The organism is Pseudomonas sp. HT11, from assembly GCF_044875395.1.
Taxonomy (GTDB): domain Bacteria; phylum Pseudomonadota; class Gammaproteobacteria; order Pseudomonadales; family Pseudomonadaceae; genus Aquipseudomonas.
On the sequence record NZ_CP173217.1, the window covers coordinates 939,357 to 958,246 of the forward strand.

Genomic DNA, 18,890 nt, shown 5'->3' on the forward strand with positions numbered 1-18,890 from the left:
ATCTTCTGTTTTACACGCAAAAGCCCCACGCATCCGATGCGTGGGGCTTTGGGCCTGAAGTTTGCCGCGTTTAGAAGTGGAAACTGGTGGTCAACAACGCCGTACGACCGGCCGCCTGGTTGGCGAAGTGCGCCGCGTAAGCTTTGTCGTAGTAGGTCTTGTCGGTCAGGTTTTGCACGTTCAATTGCAGGTCGACGTTCTTGGTCAGCTTGTAGCTGGCCATGGCGTCGTAGCGCGTGTAGGACGGCACGTAAACGGTGTTGGCCGCATCGCCGTAAACCTGGTCGACGTAGAACGCGCCGCCGCCGATGGTCAGCTTTGGCGTGATGTCATAGGTGGTCCACAGGCTGAAGGTGTTTTTCGGCGTGTTGGGCATTTGGTTGCCCTGGTTGGAACCGGCAGTGACGACACCCTGGCGGTTGCCGTTTTTGCCGGGGTCAACCAGCTCGCTTTTCAGGTAGCTGTAGCCGGCGAACACTTGCCATTGTTCGGTGAGCTTGCCGCTGGCGGACAGTTCGATGCCGTCCACTCGCGATTCGCCCGCGGTCTCGTAGGTGTTGGAGTCCACCAGAATGCGCGTGTTTTTCTTCTCGGTACGGAAGATCGCGCCGGTCAGGGACAGGCGGTTGTGGAACAGGTCCCACTTGGTGCCCAGTTCGTAGTTGACGGTTTCTTCGGGTTTCAGGTCGCTGGTGTTGATGCCGGTGACGAAGCCGTTGGTTTCCTGGCCTTCACCGACCATGCCGCCGGCAGGCGATGCCGAGGTGGCGTAGGAGGTGTAGATGCTGCCGTTCTCCAGCGGCTTCCAGACCAGGCCCGCCTGCCAGTTGAAGAACTGGCTGTCGTCCTTGATTTTGCTGCGCCCCGCGGCGGCGTTGGTGTTGGCTTCGGTGTCAAAGGTGTCGTAGCGCAGGCCCAGGTTCAACAGCCATTTCGGGTCCAGCTCAATGGTATCGAACGCGTAGGCGGCGCGGCTGGTGGCCTTGGTGTTGGTGCCGTAGTAGTTGCGCGCGACGCTGCCAGTCCAGGCGTCGTCCGGCGTCGGGTTGCTCAGCGAGGTGCACTGCCCGCCCAGGCTGCCTTTGGCCACGGTGCAGGTCGGGTTGGCGTTCGGGCTGACCGTGTAGCCGCTGACGCGGGTTTCTTCGCCGGTGAATTCCAGGCCGGTGGAGTACGAGTGCTTCATGCCCGCCAGCTGGAAATTGCCGAACAGGTCGGTCTGGTTGGTGGTGGTGTCGGTGGTCGACACTCGCGTGTTGGCACGGCGCCACACGGTGCCGAAACGGCTGACGTTGCGCTGGCTGTCGTCCGGTTGAGTGAGCACGTAGTCCTGGCCGGTGCTGCCATGGCGAAGGGTGTTTTTCAGCGTCATGTTGTCGTTCAGGTCGTGCTCGATGGAGAACGTGCTGATATCGGCGCGGGTCTTGCGGAAGTCGCGGTCTTTCAAACCATAGAAGTTGTTGCTGTCGCCGCCATCGGTGGGTTTGTCGTGCCCGTGGGCAGTGGCGGTCGGCGAGCTGTAGCCGTAGGGAATGCCCGAGTCCGGCAGGTCGTTGCTTTCCATGTGGTAGTAGCTGAAGTTGACGCGCGTCGGCGTGCCCAGGCCGAAGGTCAGCGACGGCGCAACACCCCAGCGGTCATAGTCGATGACATCGCGGCCAGCCACGTTCTGCTCGTGGCTCATCAGGTTCAAGCGGAACGCGGCGTTGTCGAGGAACTGGCGGTTCACGTCGAGCACGTAGCGGCGGGTCTGGTCGGAGCCGTAGGTGAAACCGCCGTTGGTGAAGTCGCGCGCCTGTGGCGTTTTGCTCACCAGGTTGATGCTGCCGCCCGCCGAGCCGCGACCGCCGAACGAGGAGTTCGGGCCTTTGCTGACTTCAATCGATTCGATGTCGAAGATCTCGCGGCTCTGGCCGCCGGTGTCGCGCACGCCGTCCAGATAAGTGTCGCCCTGGGCATCAAAGCCGCGAATGAACGGACGGTCGCCCTGAGGGTTACCGCCTTCACCGGCACCGAAAGTAATGCCCGGTACAGTGCGCAAGGCGTCCTGCAACGAGGTGGCGGCGGTGTCCTTGAGCACTTGTTGCGGCACCACGGTCACCGAGCGCGGGGTGTCTACCAATGGCGCGGTGTACTTTTGCGAAGCGGCTTTTTCCACCTGGTAGGACGTGTTGTCCTGCTCCTGGCCGGTAATGCTGGTGGCGCCCAGGGAGATGCTGTTGCGCTCGCCTTTGCGTTCGGTGCTTTCGGCCGCTTGCGCCAATTGGGCGGCAGAGCTGGCGCTGAGTGCGACGCCGATGGCCGAAGCCAGCAGGCGTGGTGAACTGGCTGGTGTTTTTAGCAGTGTGCGCGACATTGACGTGTCCCTTCCCCAAGGTTGTAAGGCCGCGGAATATAGGGTCAACAAGAGTTTCTATCAATTGCGATACATTACTATTCGCACTGAATTTACATTCTTTACACTTTTTGCTTGCGGTTTTTACCAACTCGTTCGTCTTCCGCGTTTTACAGGGCGGATAAGAATCAATACCATTGGCGCCTCTCTGCCTTCAGGTACTGCCCCATGCTGCTGCACATTCCCGGCCTGTTCTCTCGCGAGGAGGTGCTGCGCATTCGCCAAGCCTTGGAAAGCACCGAGTGGGCCGACGGTAAAATCACCGCCGGGCATCAGTCCGCCAAAGCCAAACACAACCTGCAATTGCCCGAAGGCCACCCGCTGGCCAAGGAAATTGGCGCGGCGATGCTCGAGCGTTTGTGGAAAAACCCGCTGTTTATGTCAGCGGCGTTACCGCACAAGGTCTTCCCGCCTTTGCTCAATTGCTACACGGCCGGTGGCAATTTCGACTTCCATATCGACAACGCCGTGCGCCAGGCGCGGGGCAGCCATGAACGGGTGCGCACGGACCTGTCGTCCACGCTGTTTTTCAGCGACCCCGAGGAATACGACGGTGGCGAGCTGGAGATCCAGGACACCTTCGGCCTGCAGCGGGTCAAACTCCCGGCCGGCGACATGGTGCTGTACCCAGGTTCGAGCCTGCACAAGGTCAACGCCGTAACCCGTGGCGCGCGTTACGCTTCGTTCTTCTGGACCCAAAGCCTGGTGCGTGAAGACAGCCAGCGCACCTTGCTGTTCGAGATGGACGGCGCCATCCAGCAACTGACCCGCGATGTTCCTGACCATCCAGCGCTGATCCAACTCACCGGCACGTACCACAACCTGTTGCGCCGCTGGGTCGAGGTCTGACATGGGCTTTTTACTGCGCCGTGAAGAAGTGCTCAACGTCGAGCAACTGCAAAGCATGCTCGACGATTCCCCGGTGCGCGCCGCCCAGGCGATTTTGATGGCCGCCAAGGCGGGCGTGGTAGACGCCCAGGCCTTGCTGGGGCAAATCCTGCTGGAAGGGCGCGGCATTGCGCGCGATGAAGCGCTGGCGCTGCGCTGGTTCCAGATCGCCGCCAACGGCGGGCAGTTGATGGCACGCAATATGGCCGGGCGTTGCCTGGAACATGGCTGGGGCTGCGCCGTCGATGAAGCGGCAGCTGCGCGGGAGTATCGCCTGGCGGCAGAGGCCGGGTTGGATTGGGGCCAGTACAACTATGCCAATCTGCTGGCCACCGGTCGTGGTGTCGACGAAGACCGACCGCAAGCGCTGGGGTTTTATCGGCTGGCTGCAGAGCAGGGCCACGCCAAGTCGATGAACCTGCTGGGGCGTTATTTGGAAGACGGCCACTCTTGCCCGAGGGATTTTGAGGCGGCTGTCGAGTGGTATCGGCGCTCAGCCGAGGGCGGGGATTTTCGCGGGCAGTTCAGTTATGCCGCGATATTGGCTGACCGAGGCCGAATCGACGAGGCATTGGCGTGGCTGCGCAAGGCGCTGGCGGGCGGCAATCTGAAGTTTTTGCGAACGGCTCACACCGCGTTGGCCGCAGCCAGTGACCCGCAGGTTCGGGCGATGGCCGAGGCCTACCAACAGCGCGCCGCAAGCCTGTCCTGACCAAAAAAAACCCATGACATGTCATGGGTTTTTTGTGTGCGAATTGCTTACACGTAGTAAGACTTCAACGGCGGGAAGCCATTGAATTCCACAGCGCTGTAGCTGGTGGTGTACGCACCGGTCGACAGCCAGTACAGACGGTCACCAATCGCCAGGTTCAGCGGCAGGCCGTACTTGTAGTTTTCGTACATGATGTCGGCGCTGTCGCAGGTAGGGCCGGCGATGACCACTTCTTCCATCTCGCCTTTTTTCTCGGTCCAGATCGGGAACTTGATGGCTTCGTCCATGGTTTCGATCAGGCCGGAGAACTTGCCCACGTCGGTGTACACCCAACGCTCGACGGCGGTGCGGGATTTACGCGCCACCAACACCACTTCGCTGACCAGGATGCCGGCGTTGGCGATCAACGAACGGCCTGGTTCCAGGATGATTTCCGGCAGGTCGTCGCCGAAATCTTCCTTGAGGAAGCGGATGATTTCTTCGGCGTAGGTTTCCAGGCTGTTGGTGCGGGTGATGTAGTTGGCCGGGAAGCCACCGCCCATGTTGATCAGCTTCAGATGAATGCCGTCTTCTTCTTTCAGGCGTTCGAAGATCACTTTGACCTTGGCGATCGCCGCGTCCCACACGCTGATGTCGCGCTGCTGCGAGCCGACGTGGAAGGAGATGCCGTATGGCACCAGGCCCAGGTCACGGGCGAGGATCAGCAGGTCCATGGCCATGTCGGTCTGGCAGCCGAATTTGCGCGACAGCGGCCAGTCAGCCGTGGTCGAGCCTTCGGTGAGGATACGCACATAGACTTTCGAGCCCGGCGCGGCCTTGGCGATGTTGCGCAGGTCGGCTTCGGAGTCGGTGGAGAACAGGCGCACGCCCTTCTCGTAGAAGTAGCGGATGTCCTTGGATTTTTTGATGGTGTTGCCGTAGCTGATACGGTCGGGGCTCACGCCACGGTCCATGACCTTGTCCAGCTCGTAGATCGAGGCGATGTCGAAGCTCGAACCCTTGTCTTTCAACAGGTCGATGATCTCGACGGCAGGGTTGGCCTTGACCGCGTAATAAACTTTGGCGAATTCGAAACCGGCGCGCAGGTCATCGTAGGCCTGGCTGATCATCGCGGTGTCGATCACCACGAACGGGGTTTCTTGCTTGTCGGCGAACGCCTTCATTTTGTCAAACGTGGCGCGCGCGAAATAATCTTCGACGTTGATCGACATGCTGGGAACTCCTAAGGGCAAACTAAAATTAGCAATGGGTGCAAATGAACGTCCTCCGTATCCCCACTTTGGTTCGCCTACTTCCCAAGGCATGTCGCCGAAAGCAAAAAGGCCATGGGAATCACCGCTTCCCTTGGCCTTGCTGTCTCGTCGTCAGTACTTGAGCCGGATGGATCGTTTCCAGCATGGACGTTCGGCGCGAACTTTAGGACGTGAGGGGCCATAGATCAACTAAAAATGTCGCGTTTTTGCACGCGTTCGTCGCAGGACCTCGTGCAGCTACTTATGTAACCGACCGGTGTGACGGATTGATGTTCCCCGGATGGGCTAAATCGGCGGGATTTCAGCGAGCAAATGTGGGAGGGGGCTTGCCCCCGATAGGGGTGGAGCAGTGACTGATGAAGTGACTGACACACCGTCATCGGGGGCAAGCCCCCTCCCACAGGTTGACCTGGGGGGTTTCAGATCAGGCCAGGGCGGTCTCGGCAGGGGAGACAATACTGGTCTTGCCGCCACGCGACTTACCGGAACTCAGGTACTCGGCAATCGATTCCTGAGTCACTTCACCCAGGAACACACGCTCCGCGTCCATCACCGGCAACCACGAGCGGTTGAACTCGTACATGCGCGACAACAGGATGCGCAAGTGCTCGTCATACGCCGCCGTGGCGTTGAACTCGCGCAAGTACTGGCCGCAGGTACCGGTCTGACGGTGCAGGTCGCGACGTCGTACATAACCCAGCGCCTTGTTCTCGGCACAGGTGACCACCACGTAGCGACGGTCCGTTTCGTCCATCAGCTCCAGGGCCTCGGCCACCGGGGTTTCGGGGCTCACCGACGGGGCGTTGTCCGCCGCGTCCTCGGCTTTCACCAGCAGCAGGCGCTTCAGCGTGCTGTCCTGGCCGACGAAATTGCTCACGAACTCGTCAGCCGGGTGCGCCAGCAGCGTGTCCGGGTGGTCGATCTGCAGCAGCTTGCCGGCGCGGAAGATCGCAATCTTGTCGCCCAGCTTGATCGCTTCGTCGATGTCGTGGCTGACCATGATCACGGTCTTGTTCAGCGCGCGCTGCATCTCGAAGAATTCGTTCTGGATCATCTCGCGGTTGATCGGGTCAACCGCGCCGAACGGCTCGTCCATCAGCAGCAGCGGCGCATCGGCCGCCAATGCACGGATCACGCCGATGCGCTGTTGCTGGCCGCCCGACAGTTCACGCGGGTAGCGATGCAGGTATTGCTTGGGCTCCAGCTTGATCATGCTCATCAACTCGCGGGCGCGGTCGTGGCATTTCTGCTTGTCCCAGCCGAGCAGCTTGGGCACCACCACGATGTTTTCCTCGATGGTCATGTTCGGGAACAGGCCGATCTGCTGGATCACATAACCGATGTTGCGACGCAAGGTCACCTCATCCAGGTCGGTGGTGTCTTCGCCGTTGATCAGGATCTTGCCCGAGGTGGGCTTGATCAGGCGGTTGATCATTTTCAGCGTGGTGCTTTTGCCGCAACCCGATGGGCCGAGGAACACGCAAATCTCGCCTTCATTGACGGTCAGGCTTACGTCGTTCACGGCAGATACGGTTTTGCCGTTGCTTTGAAAAGTCTTGGTCAGGTTTTGAAGTTCGATCATTTGAGCAGTCCTTTTGGAGTCAGCGAGCGTTGCAGCCATTGCAGAAGCAGGTCGGCGAAGATGGCCAGAAGACTGACCAGCACGGCGCCAACGATCAGCATCGACATGTCGCTGCGGCTGATGGAAGCCAGAATAAGTACACCCAGGCCACCGGCGCCGATGGTGGCGGCGATGGTCATTACACCAATGTTCATCACCACGGCGGTGCGCACACCGGCGAGGATCACGGGCACGGCGATGGGCAGTTCAACCATGCGCAGGCGCTGGCCGAAGGTCATGCCGATGCCTTTGGCGGCTTCGCGGATGCCCGGTTCCACGCCCGTCAGGGCCAGGTAGGTGTTACGCATGATCGGCAGCAGCGAGTAGAGGAACACCGCGGTGATCGCCGGCATCGGCCCCAGGCCCTGGCCGAACTTGGAGTAGAACGGCAGCAGCAGGCCGAACAGCGCGATCGACGGCACGGTCAGCAGCACCGTGGCGCTGGCTTGCAGCGGGCCGGCCAGGGTCGGGAAGCGCGTCATCAGCACGCCCAGCGGCACGCCCACGACGATTGCCAGAATGACGGCAATGCCGACCAGGGTGATGTGCTGCCAGGTCAGGTGCAGGACCTGGGCCCAATCAAGATGGGAAAAGGCGTTCAGAAATTCCATGTCTTCTCCTCTTATTGGCTGATGGGATGTTGGCGCAGGAAGTCTGCGGCCACGGCGGAGGGGCTTTCATGGTCGACGTCGACCCGTGCGTTCAGCTGGCGCATGGTTGCGTCGTCGAACAGCGCGGCCAGCGGTTTCAGGTCGGCGGCCAGTTCAGGGTGAGCGTTGAGATAATCCTGACGCACCACCGGCGCAGCGGTGTAGTCCGGGAAGTAGTGTTTGTCGTCTTCCAGCAGCTTCAATTTGAAGGCATTCAGGCGACCGTCGGTGGTGTAGACCAACCCGGCAAACACCTGGCCATTACGCAGCGCGGTGTAGACCAGGCCGGCGTCCATCTGCCGGGTATTTTTGCGGGTCAGGTTCATGTCATACAGCTTGACCATGCCGGCCATGCCGTCGGAACGGTTGGCGAACTCGGTGTCCAGGGCCACCAGGCGCGTGCCTTTGGTTTTCTCGGCCAGGGCTTGGGTCAGGTCGCTGATGCTGTTGATCTGCGGGAATTCCTTGGCCACGTTTTCCGGCAACGCCAAGGCGTAGGTGTTGCTGAATTTCGACGGGGAGAGCCAGACCAGGCCTTTTTTCGCATCGAGTTCTTTGACTCGGGCGTAGGACTGTTCGCTGTCGAGCTTCTCGTCCACATGGTTGTAGGCCACCAGCGACACGCCGGTATATTCCCAGATCAGGTCCAGTTGCCCGCTTTCCTGGGCACTGCGCGCCAGGTTGCTGCCCAGGCCGCCGGTCACGCGGGTGTCGTAACCCTTGGTGCGCAGGTACTGGGAGGTGATTTCGGCGAGCAGGGTCTGTTCGGTGAACACTCGGGCGCCGATGCGGATGACGGGTTTTTCAGCGGCTTGCGCAAAACCTGCGAACAGCAGGACGCAGCTCAATATCAATGTCAGTTTTTTCATGTGAATTCCTTTGCCAAGCCTTAAGACGGACGCAACCCGCGTTCCAGCCAGAGGCGGCTGGCCATGGTCACCAGACCGTCAAGCAGCAATGCCAGCAGCGCGGTGCACGCGGCGCCGAGCAGCAGTTGCGGCTGATTGTTCAGGGCGATGCCGGGGAAGATCAGGCTGCCCAGGCTGTTGGCACCAATCAGGAACGCCAGCGGTGCGGTGCCGACGTTGATTGCCAGGGCTACGCGCACACCGCCGATGATGATCGGCACGGCGTTGGGCAATTCCACGCGAAACAGCACCTGGCGCGGCGTCATGCCGATGCCGGTGGCGGCTTCTTTCAGCGAGCCTTGAACGTTTTTGAGGCCTTCGTAGGTGTTGCGCACAATGGGCAGCAACGAGGCGAGGAACAACGCGAAGATGGCCGGGCCACTGCCGATGCCGAGGACGCCGAGGGCGATGGCCAGTACGGCCAGGGGAGGGACGGTGTTGCCGATGTTGAAGATCTGCATGAAACGTTCTGCGCGCCCGACCATGTTCGGTCGGCTGAGCAGGATACCGGCGGGGATGCCTACAACGAGGGCAGCCAGCATGGAGACAAGAACGAGGATCAGGTGTGCTTGCAGGTAAAACAACAAATCGTCGCGGTACAGTTCGATCGTGTTGATGCCGATCCAGTGGACCAGCAGGGCCAGGAGAGCGACGACAACCGCTCCTCCTATCAGCCCTTTGCCATAGCGAATAGCCACAGGCGGACTCCTTTTTTTCTTTTGTCGGCGAACACATTTCCGAGCGGCAATGCCATTCCTGGCTGTCGGCGAATGAGTTCGCGAAAAGCAGCTCGCCGATACCGGCAATGCGGTATGCGATCAAGCCATGAGCGCAGCCTCGTCAGGCTAACTTGCTGATTTTTCAGCCCCTGGTACGAGTGCGGTAGCAGGGGAGTGGACGTCTCTACCTTTTAAAAGGTTCCACACTTGGCAGCATTTAGCCACCCCCAATCGGGTGAACGGTGGTCTGGCTCCCTGGGTTTGCGCTATACTCGCCGCCCTTTTTTGACTCACCTGCCAGGCGATTTCCCATGACCCACCAGGCCGCCGAAGTCGCGAAACGCCGCACTTTCGCCATTATTTCCCACCCCGATGCCGGTAAAACCACCATCACCGAGAAGCTCCTGCTGATGGGCAAGGCAATCGCAGTGGCCGGCACGGTGAAATCCCGCAAATCCGACCGCCATGCCACCTCCGACTGGATGGAAATGGAAAAACAACGGGGTATTTCCATTACCACGTCGGTCATGCAGTTCCCGTATCGCGACCACATGGTCAACCTGCTCGACACCCCGGGCCACGAAGACTTCTCCGAAGATACCTACCGCACCCTGACCGCGGTGGACTCGGCCTTGATGGTCCTCGACGGCGGTAAGGGCGTTGAGCCACGTACCATTGCGCTGATGGACGTGTGCCGCCTGCGTGACACGCCAATCGTCAGCTTCATCAACAAACTCGACCGCGATATTCGCGACCCGATCGAGTTGCTCGATGAAATCGAAGCGGTCCTGAAGATCAAGGCCGCGCCGATCACCTGGCCGATTGGTTGCTACCGCGACTTCAAGGGTGTGTACCACCTGGCCGACGACTACATCATCGTTTACACCGCTGGCCACGGCCACGAGCGCACCGATGTGAAAATCATCGAAAAGCTCGACTCCGACGAAGCCCGCGCCCACCTGGGTGACGAGTACGACCGCTTCGTTGATCAACTGGAGCTGGTGCAGGGCGCCTGCCACGAGTTCAATCAGCAGGAATTCCTCGACGGCCAGCTGACCCCGGTGTTCTTCGGTACTGCGTTGGGCAACTTCGGTGTCGACCACGTACTCGACGCCGTCGTGAACTGGGCGCCGAAGCCTCTGGCCCGGGTTGCCAATGAGCGCACCGTGGAACCGGTCGAAGAGAAATTCACCGGCTTTGTGTTCAAGATCCAGGCGAACATGGACCCCAAGCACCGCGACCGTATCGCCTTCATGCGTATCTGCTCCGGCAAATACGAAAAAGGCATGAAGATGCGCCACGTGCGCACCGGCAAGGACCTGCGCATCGGCGATGCCCTGACGTTCTTCTCCTCCGAGCGTGAACAGCTCGAAGAAGCCTACGCCGGCGACATCATCGGCTTGCACAACCACGGCACCATCCAGATCGGCGACACCTTCACCGAAGGCGAAGTGCTGGGCTTCACCGGTATCCCGCACTTCGCCCCGGAACTGTTCCGCCGCGTACGCCTGCGCGACCCGCTCAAATCCAAGCAACTGCGCCAGGGCCTGCAGCAATTGGCGGAAGAGGGTGCCACCCAGGTGTTTTTCCCCGAGCGCAGCAACGACATCATCCTTGGCGCCGTCGGCGTGTTGCAGTTCGATGTGGTCGCCAGCCGCCTGAAAGAGGAATACAAGGTTGAATGCTCCTACGAGCCAATCACCGTGTACTCCGCGCGCTGGATCGATTGCAGCGATAAGAAGAAGCTGGAAGAGTTCTCCAACAAAGCCGTGGAAAACCTGGCAGTGGACGGCGGTGGTCACCTGACCTACCTGGCCCCGACCCGCGTGAACCTGGCATTGATGGAAGAGCGCTGGCCGGATGTGAAATTCCGCGCGACGCGTGAGCACCATTAAGGTCTGAGCGGTACAAAAAGGGTGAAGCTGTCATGGCTTCGCCCTTTTTTGTGGGCGCGCCGCTGACTCAATGTGGCAAGCCAGCTCCCACATTTGATCCTCATCTGTCAGCGGCATTGGCGAGAAGTCCGCATCCGGTCTAGCGTTTCAACTACTTCACCCAATCAGCGACGGATCAGGAGGCGACCTTGCGTATAACTCAACGCGCCATTCATGTGGTGCTGCTGGGGGCCTTGGGGCTGTCCACTGCTCTGGCTTACACCGCGGCGCTGGCGGATGCCGGAACCCCCCAGTGGAAGGACACCGGCCCCGTCAGCAAAAAAAAGCAAAAGGAGGTCAACTCCGGCAGTTGGCAACCCCAAGCCCAACCCGCGCCGAAGGAAGACGCAGAAAACCCTTATAACGAAGGCGAGGACAGCGACACCTACGACGATGGCGACACCTGAAGCCTGGCGCAAACCCGGCATTGGGACTAGCTTCTAACCTGGCGACGGTAAAACGCTGTCGTGCAGGATTCATCTACTGACTGGACGGAAATCGACCATGAGTATTTTTCAACGTGTAGTGCTGTTGATAAAAGTGCTGGTGCTGTTGTCGTTGGGGATGTCGACGGCCTGGGCGCATAACCCGGTGCAGGGCAGTCAGACGGGCTTTTCAGCGGTGCAGACAGTGCAGGGCAAGGGCCTGCAACTGGCCAAGTCGGAAGCCGAACCAGGCGATGAGGACCAAGGCGGTTCCAAGGATGATGACGACCAGCAAGCCCCGGATGACGATGATAGCGATCAAGGTGACAGCGATACCTGATCGGCCTGAAGCACGGCCCCTCCCGTCAGGTATGCACCGCCTGACGGGAGGGCTGTAAACGCTCAACCCGTTCCCTTATAAGAATCACGCGATGTCTTTGAAATAGTCGCTGTCCACTATCTTGTCTATTGAAAGTCCCTGTCCTGGCAGGTAATCGGTGCCGCTCGCGGCGGTGAATTTAATATCGCTGCTGCCCTTGGTAATGCTGCGCTCACCTGCTGTGGACGTGCGGGTGGTGTAAACCGTATTACGCATCGCCACGTACCCGCTCAAATCATTATTCATCTTTGTAAGACGGTCATTTATCTGGCCGGGCGTGAGGTCGAGTTTCTTTTCCAGGCGCACACCCCATCGCGTCAGGCAAGTTTCTGCAAAGTGACGAACAATCTCTCCGGGTTCGGCATACACCTTGGCACCCTGGTTTCCATCGGGGGCAGCATTACCCACCAAGGTCGCGTGGCGCCCGGGCATTGGATAGATATGAACATGGGTACTTTTATCAAAGGTGGGCACGACACATGCGAAGCCGGAAGATCGCTCGTCCCTGGCGTAAAAACCGACGTACTCTTTAACGTTGCTGCCGAGCGTTACTCGACTGCTCTGGAAGTTCAAGAGTCCCGGAACGGGGTCGACAGCGAAGATATTGACCGGCACATTCTTCAAGACGCTGTCGTTGAGCATGGCGTTGGCCAGCATGTGGCAGCTGATCCCGCCGCGGCTCCAGCCGACCAGGTTGACGCGCGTGGGAATGATGCCGTCTTTTCGGAAGGTCTTGATGATCTGCTCTTGCAACTGCTGCTGCGTTACTTTGCGCGTACCGTAATCGTAAGTGCGCCAATACCAACTGCCGGTGACTTTGACGTCTTCAATCGGAATGCCGGCTTTTTGCAGTTGGGTGTAGTTTTCCTCCGTCAGTTTTTCGCGCTGCCAGGTAAACGTGCCCTTCATGATGTTAACCGCGTGAGCCACGTTTTCTTCCCAGCCGGAGCCCAGGGCGGTGCCCTTTAACTGAAGATAATTGCCAGACTCGGAGAACATCTCATCGGCCTGCAAGTTGCCGCTGCCGGGGCCGTCGATAACAATCCATTCGGCAAACTCCTTACTGACGCTTTGAGTGTTTTGCGCCAGCGTGGAAATCAACTCGCCGTTCCAATAACTTGCGTGAGTATCGTCAAACTTGGTTGAGCCAGTGCCGCAGAAAAAAACAGTGAAAGTTGTCATGAGCGATTACCCGTCCATTGGATAAAGGGGGTGAACTCATAACAATGCAAAAGGCCGTGGCTGGCTACTGTGAGAACTGACAGGCAGTTAGATTGGTTTCGAATACTGAAAGGGATTTGGTCATCAAAAGCGGGTGGTGATCAGCCAAAAAAAAGCCCCTCCCAACAGGCTGATGCGCAACCTGATGGGAAGGGCTTGTAGAACACCTGTCATGCCCTGGCGTTATCGTCAGGGCATTTTTTGTTGCAGCAGGCTCAGGCCACGAACTGCTCCGCGTAGTGGCAAGCCACCTGGCGGTTGTCCAGCGGCCGCAACAACGGCTCCTCGCTGCTGCAACGCGCTGTCGCATACGGGCAACGCTTGTGGAACGCGCAGCCAGATGGCGGGTTCAGCGGGTTGGGCAGTTCGCCGACGATCTTGATCTTCGGCTTGTTCGGGTCTGGGTGGATGGTCGGGGTGGCCGACAGCAGCGCCTGGGTGTACGGGTGCAGCGGGCGGGCGTAGATGTCTTCCTTGGGGCCCACTTCCACCGGGCGGCCGAGGTACATCACCATCACGTCGTCGGCAACGTGTTGCACCACTGCCAAGTTGTGGGAAATGAACACGTAGGCGGTGTTGAATTCCTGCTGCAGGTCCATGAACAGGTTAAGCACCTGGGCCTGGATCGACACGTCGAGTGCCGAGGTCGGTTCGTCCGCCACCAGCACTTTGGGTTGCAGCATCATGGCGCGGGCCAGGGCAATACGCTGGCGCTGACCACCGGAAAACATGTGCGGGTAGCGCTGATAATGCTCAGGGCGCAGGCCCACTTGCTTCATCATCGCCTGCACTTTCTCGCGGCGCTCGGCGGCGGAGAGGTTGGTGTTGATCAACAGCGGCTCGCCGAGTTGATCACCGACCTTCTGGCGTGGGTTCAGCGAGGCATACGGGCTCTGGAACACCATCTGCACGTCTTTGCGCAATTGCTTGCGCTGGGCCTTGTCGGCACCGGCGACTTCCTGGCCGGCGATTTTCAAGGAGCCCGACGACGGCTCTTCAATCAGCGTCAGCGCGCGGGCCAGGGTGGATTTGCCGCAACCCGACTCACCCACCACGGCGAGGGTCTTGCCGGCTTCCAGTTCAAACGACACACCATTAAGCGCGCGTACCAGCGCGTGGCCCTTGAACAGGCCACGGGAGACTTCGTAGTGACGGGTCAGGTCGCGGGCGGTAAGAACGACGGCCATTACGCCACCTCCTGGTTCAAGGGGTAGAAGCAGCGCGCGAGGCTGTTGGTTTTCGGGTCAAGGCCAGGCCGCTGGGCACGGCAGGATTCCTGCACGTACGGGCAGCGTGGCGACAGCAGGCAACCCTGCGGGCGGTCATAACGACCGGGCACGATGCCCGGCAGCGTGGCCAGGCGCGTGGCGCCCAGGCTGTGCTCGGGGATCGCCTTGAGCAGCGCTTCGCTGTACGGGTGCGCCGGGATGTCGAACAGTTGCGGCACCTGGCCGACTTCCACGGCTTGGCCGGCGTACATCACGCACACGCGCTGGGCGGTTTCGGCCACCACGGCCAGGTCGTGGGTGATCAGCACCAGGCCCATGTTCTGCTCTTTCTGCAGGGCCAGCAGCAGCTCCATGATCTGCGCCTGAATGGTTACGTCCAAGGCCGTGGTCGGCTCATCCGCGATCAGCAGTTTCGGCTCGCCGGCAATCGCCATGGCGATTGCGACACGCTGGCTCATACCGCCGGACAGTTGGTGCGGGTAAGCATCCATACGGCTGGCGGCGCCCGGGATTTCCACTTTTTCGAGCAGTTCGATCGCACGTTTGCGCGCTTGCTTGCCGGACATTTTCAGGTGCAGGCGCAGCACTTCTTCGATCTGGAAACCCACGGTGTAGCTGGGGTTCAGCGCGGTCATCGGGTCCTGGAACACCATCGCCAGGTCTTTGCCGACGATTTGGCGGCGCTGACGGTTGCTCAGCTTGAGCATGTCCTTGCCATCGAAGTTCAGGGCGTCGGCGGTGACGATGCCGGGGTGCTCGATCAGGCCCATCAGCGCCATCATGGTCACGGATTTACCCGAGCCCGACTCGCCAACGATCGCCAGTACTTCGCCTTTGTCGACGGAAATGTCGAGGCCATCGACCACCGGCACGGCGGTCGTGTCGCCGAAGCGTACGTTGAGATTCTTGATTTCTAACAGTGACATGGGAATCTCCTCAGGCGGCGTTCTTGAGTTTCGGGTCCAGCGCATCGCGCAGGCCGTCACCCATCAAGTTGATTGCCAGCACGCTGAGCAAAATGGTCAAACCCGGCAAGCTCACGACCCACCAGGCGCGTTCGATGTAATCACGGGCCGAAGCCAGCATGGTGCCCCACTCAGGGGTTGGCGGTTGTACGCCAAGGCCAAGGAAGCCCAGGGCCGCGGCATCGAGAATCGCCGAAGAGAAGCTCAAGGTGGCCTGTACGATCAGCGGCGCCATGCAGTTGGGCAGCACGGTGATGAACATCAGGCGTGGCAGGCCGGCGCCGGCGAGGCGGGCGGCCGTCACGTAGTCGCGGTTCAGTTCGCCCATCACCGCAGCACGGGTCAGACGCACATAAGAGGGCAGCGACACGATCGCAATGGCGATCACGGTGTTGATCAGGCCAGGGCCGAGGATCGCGACAATGGCAACGGCCAGCAGCAGCGACGGCAGGGCCAGCATGATGTCCATCAACCGCATGATGGTTGGGCCAAGCAGGCGCGGGAAGAACCCGGCGAACAGACCCAGCAGGATGCCCGGGATCAGCGACATCACGACCGACGACAAGCCGATCAGCAAGGACAGGCGCGAACCCTGGATCAGGCGCGAGAGCAGGTCACGGCCCAGTTCGTCGGTGCCGAGCAGGAACTGCATCTGCCCGCCTTCTAGCCAGGCTGGAGGGGTGAGCAGGAAGTCACGGTATTGCTCGCTCGGGTTATGCGGCGCAACCCAAGGGGCAAAGATCGCGCAAAACACCACCAGCAACATGAACAGCAGGCCGGCGACGGCGCCTTTGTTCTTGGAAAAGGCTTGCCAGAATTCTTTGTACGGGGACGGGTACAGCAGGCTTTGATCGACTGCTACCGCGGAAGTAGGTGTGGTCATGGTCATGATCTCAGCGCTGGTGACGGATGCGTGGGTTGGCGAAGCCGTAGAGGATATCCACCACGAAGTTCACCAGAATCACCAGGCAGGCGATTAACAGGATGCCGTTTTGCACCACGGGATAGTCCCGTGCGCCAATGGCTTCGATCAGCCATTTGCCGATGCCGGGCCACGAGAAGATGGTTTCGGTCAGAACCGCACCGGCCAGTAGAGTGCCCACTTGCAGGCCGACCACGGTGAGTACCGGGATCAGCGCGTTACGCAGGCCGTGTACGAAGACCACGCGCGCCGGCGACAGGCCTTTGGCCTTGGCGGTACGGATGTAGTCTTCACGCAGGACTTCGAGCATCGACGAACGGGTCATCCGCGCGATAACCGCCAGCGGGATGGTGCCGAGCACGATGGCCGGCAGGATCAGGTGGTGCAGGGCGTCGAAGAACGCGTCCGGCTCGTCAGCCAGCAGCGTGTCGATCAGCATGAAGCCGGTGCGCGGCTCGATGTCGTAAAGCAGGTCGATACGCCCGGAAACCGGGGTCCAGCCCAGGCTTACCGAGAAGAACATGATCAGGATCAGGCCCCACCAGAAGATCGGCATCGAATATCCCGCGAGGGAGATGCCCATCACCCCATGGTCGAACAGGGATCCTCGTTTCAAGGCCGCGATCACCCCGGCCAACAGGCCCAGGATACCGGCGAACAACAGGGCGGCCATGGACAGTTCCAGGGTCGCAGGGAAGAGGGCGGTGAATTCGGTCCACACGCTGGTGCGCGTGCGCAGGGACTCACCGAGGTCGCCGTGGGCGAGTTTGCCTACGTAGTCCAGGTATTGCGCGTACAGCGGCTTGTTAAGGCCGAGGCGTTCCATTGCCTGTGCGTGCATCTCGGGGTCGACTCGTCGTTCGCCCATCATGACTTCGACAGGGTCGCCGGGGATCATGCGAATCAACGCAAACGTCAGCAACGTGATGCCGAAAAACGTGGGGATCAATAACCCCAATCGGCGGGCAATAAAACTAAACATCTTGTTGTGTACCTCAATCAGCCGGTTAGGCAGGTTCGGCACCGTCAATGGCGACGGTGCCGAGCGTCTTCTCTTATTACTTCACCTGGGTGGTGGCGAAGTTATTGGTCGTCAGAGGGCTTTGGGTATAACCCTCGACGTTTTTGCGCATGGCGGTGAACATTTTCGGGTAAGCCATGGGAATCCATGGTTGGTCCTTCTCGAAAACGTCCAGTGCTTGTTCATAGAGTGCAGCGCGCTGGGCCGGTTCAGCGATAGCGCGTGCCTTGTCGATCAAGTCTTGAAACTCTTTGTTACACCAGCGGGCGTAGTTTTCGCCGTTTTTGGCTGCATCGCAACTCAGGTTTGGTGTGAGGAAGTTATCCGGGTCCCCGTTATCCCCCGCCCAACCGGCGGACACCATGTCGTGCTCACCGTTTTTGGCACGCTTGAGCATTTCGCCCCACTCCATGACCTTGATGTTCACTTTCAGGCCGATCTGCGCCAGATCCGCCTGCATGCGCTGGGCGCCGAGCATCGGGTTGGGGTTGGTCGGGCCGCCGCCGTTACGGGTGAACAGGGTGAACTCGGTGCCTTCCGGTACGCCGGCTTCCTTGAGCAGGGCGCGGGCCTTGTCCAGGTCACGCGGTGGGTTTTTCAGCTTGTCGCTAAAGCCCAGCAGGGTTGGCGGGTACGGGCCGGTGGCGTCGATTGCGTTGCCTTTGCCGTACAGGGACTCGTTGTAGCCTTTTTTGTCGAACGCGATGTTGATCGCGTGGCGCACGCGCGCGTCGCTCATGTACTTGTGGGTGGTGTTCAAGGCGGTGTAGCTGGTGGTCATCGCCGCCAGTTCCGCGACTTTCAGGTTGGGATCAGCCTTGGCGCTCGGCACATCATCGGGCTTGGGATACAGCGCGATCTGGCATTCGTTGGCCTTGAGCTTTTGCAGGCGCACGTTGCTGTCGGTAGTGATGGCCAGGATCAACGGGTCAGCCGGCGGCTTGCCACGGAAGTAGTCCGGGTTGGCCTTGAAGCGCACTTGGGCGTCTTTGGCGTAACGGTTGAAGATGAACGGGCCGGTGCCGATGGGCTTGGCGTTCAGGTCATCGGTCTTGCCGGACTTGAGCAACTGGTCGGCGTATTCGGCGGAGTGAATCGAGGAAAACGCCATGGCCAGGTCGGACAGGAACGGTGCTTCAGGACGGGTCAGGGTGAAGACCACGGTGTGGTCGTCGGTCTTCTCTACGCTCTTGAGCAGTTCCTTGAAACCCATGCTTTCAAAGTACGGGTAGCCCACGTTGGACTTGTTGTGCCACGGGTGATTCGGGTCCAGCTGGCGCTGGAAGCTCCAAAGCACGTCGTCGGCATTCATGTTGCGCGTGGGTTTGAAGTAATCGGTGGTGTGGAACTTGATGTCGTCACGCAGGTGGAACGTGTAGATCAGGCCATCGGCGCTGATTTCCGGCAGGTCTTTGGCCAGTGCAGGCACGACTTCGGTGGTGCCGGGCTTGAAGTCCACCAGGCGGTTGAACATCGTTTCTGCCGCGGCGTCAGCGGTGACGGCGGTGGTGTACAGGACCGGGTCAAAACCTTCCGGGCTGGCTTCGGTGCAGACCACCAACGGTTTGGCCGAAACGCCGATCGCAACGCTCAATAGCGCAGCGGCAATGGCAGCTTGTAACGGGAGCATTTTCATTCAGAGCCCTCT

Annotated in this window: 17 protein-coding genes; 5 read left to right on the top strand and 12 right to left on the bottom strand. The window is 60.1% G+C overall.

All coding sequences use genetic code 11. The features are described from left to right. Positions 1–70: 70 nt before the first annotated feature. Positions 71–2,356: a TonB-dependent receptor gene (locus tag ABWL43_RS04165; RefSeq protein WP_404486865.1), complete on the bottom strand. Its 2,286-nt coding sequence runs from the start codon at positions 2,354–2,356 to the stop codon at positions 71–73. A gap of 207 nt (positions 2,357–2,563) precedes the next feature. Between ABWL43_RS04165 and ABWL43_RS04170 the strand changes: the two genes are divergently transcribed. Together ABWL43_RS04170 and ABWL43_RS04175 are read left to right on the top strand one after the other, a co-directional pair. Then, entirely contained in the window at positions 2,564–3,244 is a 681-nt protein-coding gene (locus ABWL43_RS04170) for a Fe2+-dependent dioxygenase (protein WP_404486867.1), read from the top strand. Between the two features lies 1 nt (position 3,245). Continuing rightward, the gene (locus ABWL43_RS04175; protein WP_404486869.1) at positions 3,246–3,995 is read left to right on the top strand and encodes a tetratricopeptide repeat protein; all 750 of its coding nucleotides are present in this window, start codon (positions 3,246–3,248) and stop codon (positions 3,993–3,995) included. A 47-nt stretch (positions 3,996–4,042) separates the two neighbouring features. Here the strand turns inward: ABWL43_RS04175 and ABWL43_RS04180 are convergent, their stop codons facing one another. The 5 genes from ABWL43_RS04180 to ABWL43_RS04200 all read right to left on the bottom strand — a co-directional run bounded on the left by ABWL43_RS04180 (position 4,043) and on the right by ABWL43_RS04200 (position 9,125). Then, a complete protein-coding gene (locus ABWL43_RS04180) occupies positions 4,043–5,206 on the bottom strand; it encodes a type III PLP-dependent enzyme (RefSeq protein ID WP_053254366.1) in 1,164 nt (387 codons plus the stop codon). A 466-nt stretch (positions 5,207–5,672) separates the two neighbouring features. Next, positions 5,673–6,830: a betaine/proline/choline family ABC transporter ATP-binding protein gene (locus ABWL43_RS04185; protein ID WP_053131666.1), complete on the bottom strand. Its 1,158-nt coding sequence runs from the start codon at positions 6,828–6,830 to the stop codon at positions 5,673–5,675. After that, the gene (locus ABWL43_RS04190) at positions 6,827–7,480 is read right to left on the bottom strand and encodes an ABC transporter permease (protein ID WP_027604864.1); all 654 of its coding nucleotides are present in this window, start codon (positions 7,478–7,480) and stop codon (positions 6,827–6,829) included. The genes ABWL43_RS04185 and ABWL43_RS04190 overlap by 4 nt, the downstream gene beginning before the upstream one ends. An 11-nt stretch (positions 7,481–7,491) precedes the next feature. Then, complete coding sequence (locus ABWL43_RS04195; protein WP_145165257.1) at positions 7,492–8,388, bottom strand: glycine betaine ABC transporter substrate-binding protein; 897 nt, start codon at positions 8,386–8,388, stop codon at positions 7,492–7,494. Positions 8,389–8,408: 20 nt separating this feature from the next. Beyond that, a complete protein-coding gene (locus ABWL43_RS04200) occupies positions 8,409–9,125 on the bottom strand; it encodes an ABC transporter permease (RefSeq protein WP_025856261.1) in 717 nt (238 codons plus the stop codon). Between the two features lie 332 nt (positions 9,126–9,457). Between ABWL43_RS04200 and ABWL43_RS04205 the strand changes: the two genes are divergently transcribed. The 3 genes from ABWL43_RS04205 (at position 9,458) to ABWL43_RS04215 (ending at position 11,845) form a co-directional block, all read left to right on the top strand. Next, a complete protein-coding gene (locus tag ABWL43_RS04205; RefSeq protein WP_145165255.1) occupies positions 9,458–11,041 on the top strand; it encodes a peptide chain release factor 3 in 1,584 nt (527 codons plus the stop codon). A 188-nt stretch (positions 11,042–11,229) separates the two neighbouring features. After that, positions 11,230–11,487 carry a hypothetical protein gene (locus ABWL43_RS04210; protein ID WP_404486873.1) on the top strand — a complete coding sequence of 86 codons (258 nt, stop codon included), beginning with the start codon at positions 11,230–11,232 and terminating at the stop codon, positions 11,485–11,487. A 97-nt stretch (positions 11,488–11,584) separates the two neighbouring features. After that, positions 11,585–11,845, top strand: a complete 261-nt coding sequence (locus ABWL43_RS04215; RefSeq protein WP_404486875.1) for a hypothetical protein — start codon at positions 11,585–11,587, stop codon at positions 11,843–11,845. An 84-nt stretch (positions 11,846–11,929) separates the two neighbouring features. Here ABWL43_RS04215 and ABWL43_RS04220 read toward each other — a convergent pair whose 3' ends face one another. The 6 genes from ABWL43_RS04220 to ABWL43_RS04245 form a co-directional block, all read right to left on the bottom strand. Beyond that, complete coding sequence (locus ABWL43_RS04220) at positions 11,930–13,066, bottom strand: hypothetical protein (RefSeq protein ID WP_404486877.1); 1,137 nt, start codon at positions 13,064–13,066, stop codon at positions 11,930–11,932. 254 nt (positions 13,067–13,320) lie between these two features. Further along, on the bottom strand, positions 13,321–14,292 hold the full coding sequence (locus ABWL43_RS04225) for a peptide ABC transporter ATP-binding protein (protein WP_106578631.1): 972 nt from the start codon (positions 14,290–14,292) through the stop codon (positions 13,321–13,323). Next, positions 14,292–15,260 carry an ABC transporter ATP-binding protein gene (locus ABWL43_RS04230; protein WP_242194736.1) on the bottom strand — a complete coding sequence of 323 codons (969 nt, stop codon included), beginning with the start codon at positions 15,258–15,260 and terminating at the stop codon, positions 14,292–14,294. Before ABWL43_RS04230 ends, ABWL43_RS04225 begins: the two co-directional genes overlap by 1 nt. A 10-nt stretch (positions 15,261–15,270) precedes the next feature. Continuing rightward, positions 15,271–16,182 (bottom strand): ABC transporter permease subunit, encoded by a 912-nt coding sequence (locus ABWL43_RS04235; RefSeq protein ID WP_145165247.1) that lies wholly within the window; start codon positions 16,180–16,182, stop codon positions 15,271–15,273. Between the two features lie 10 nt (positions 16,183–16,192). Further along, complete coding sequence (locus ABWL43_RS04240; protein ID WP_010565541.1) at positions 16,193–17,203, bottom strand: ABC transporter permease subunit; 1,011 nt, start codon at positions 17,201–17,203, stop codon at positions 16,193–16,195. A 76-nt stretch (positions 17,204–17,279) separates the two neighbouring features. Beyond that, complete coding sequence (locus ABWL43_RS04245) at positions 17,280–18,878, bottom strand: ABC transporter substrate-binding protein (RefSeq protein ID WP_404486880.1); 1,599 nt, start codon at positions 18,876–18,878, stop codon at positions 17,280–17,282. Between the last annotated feature and the right edge of the window lie 12 nt (positions 18,879–18,890).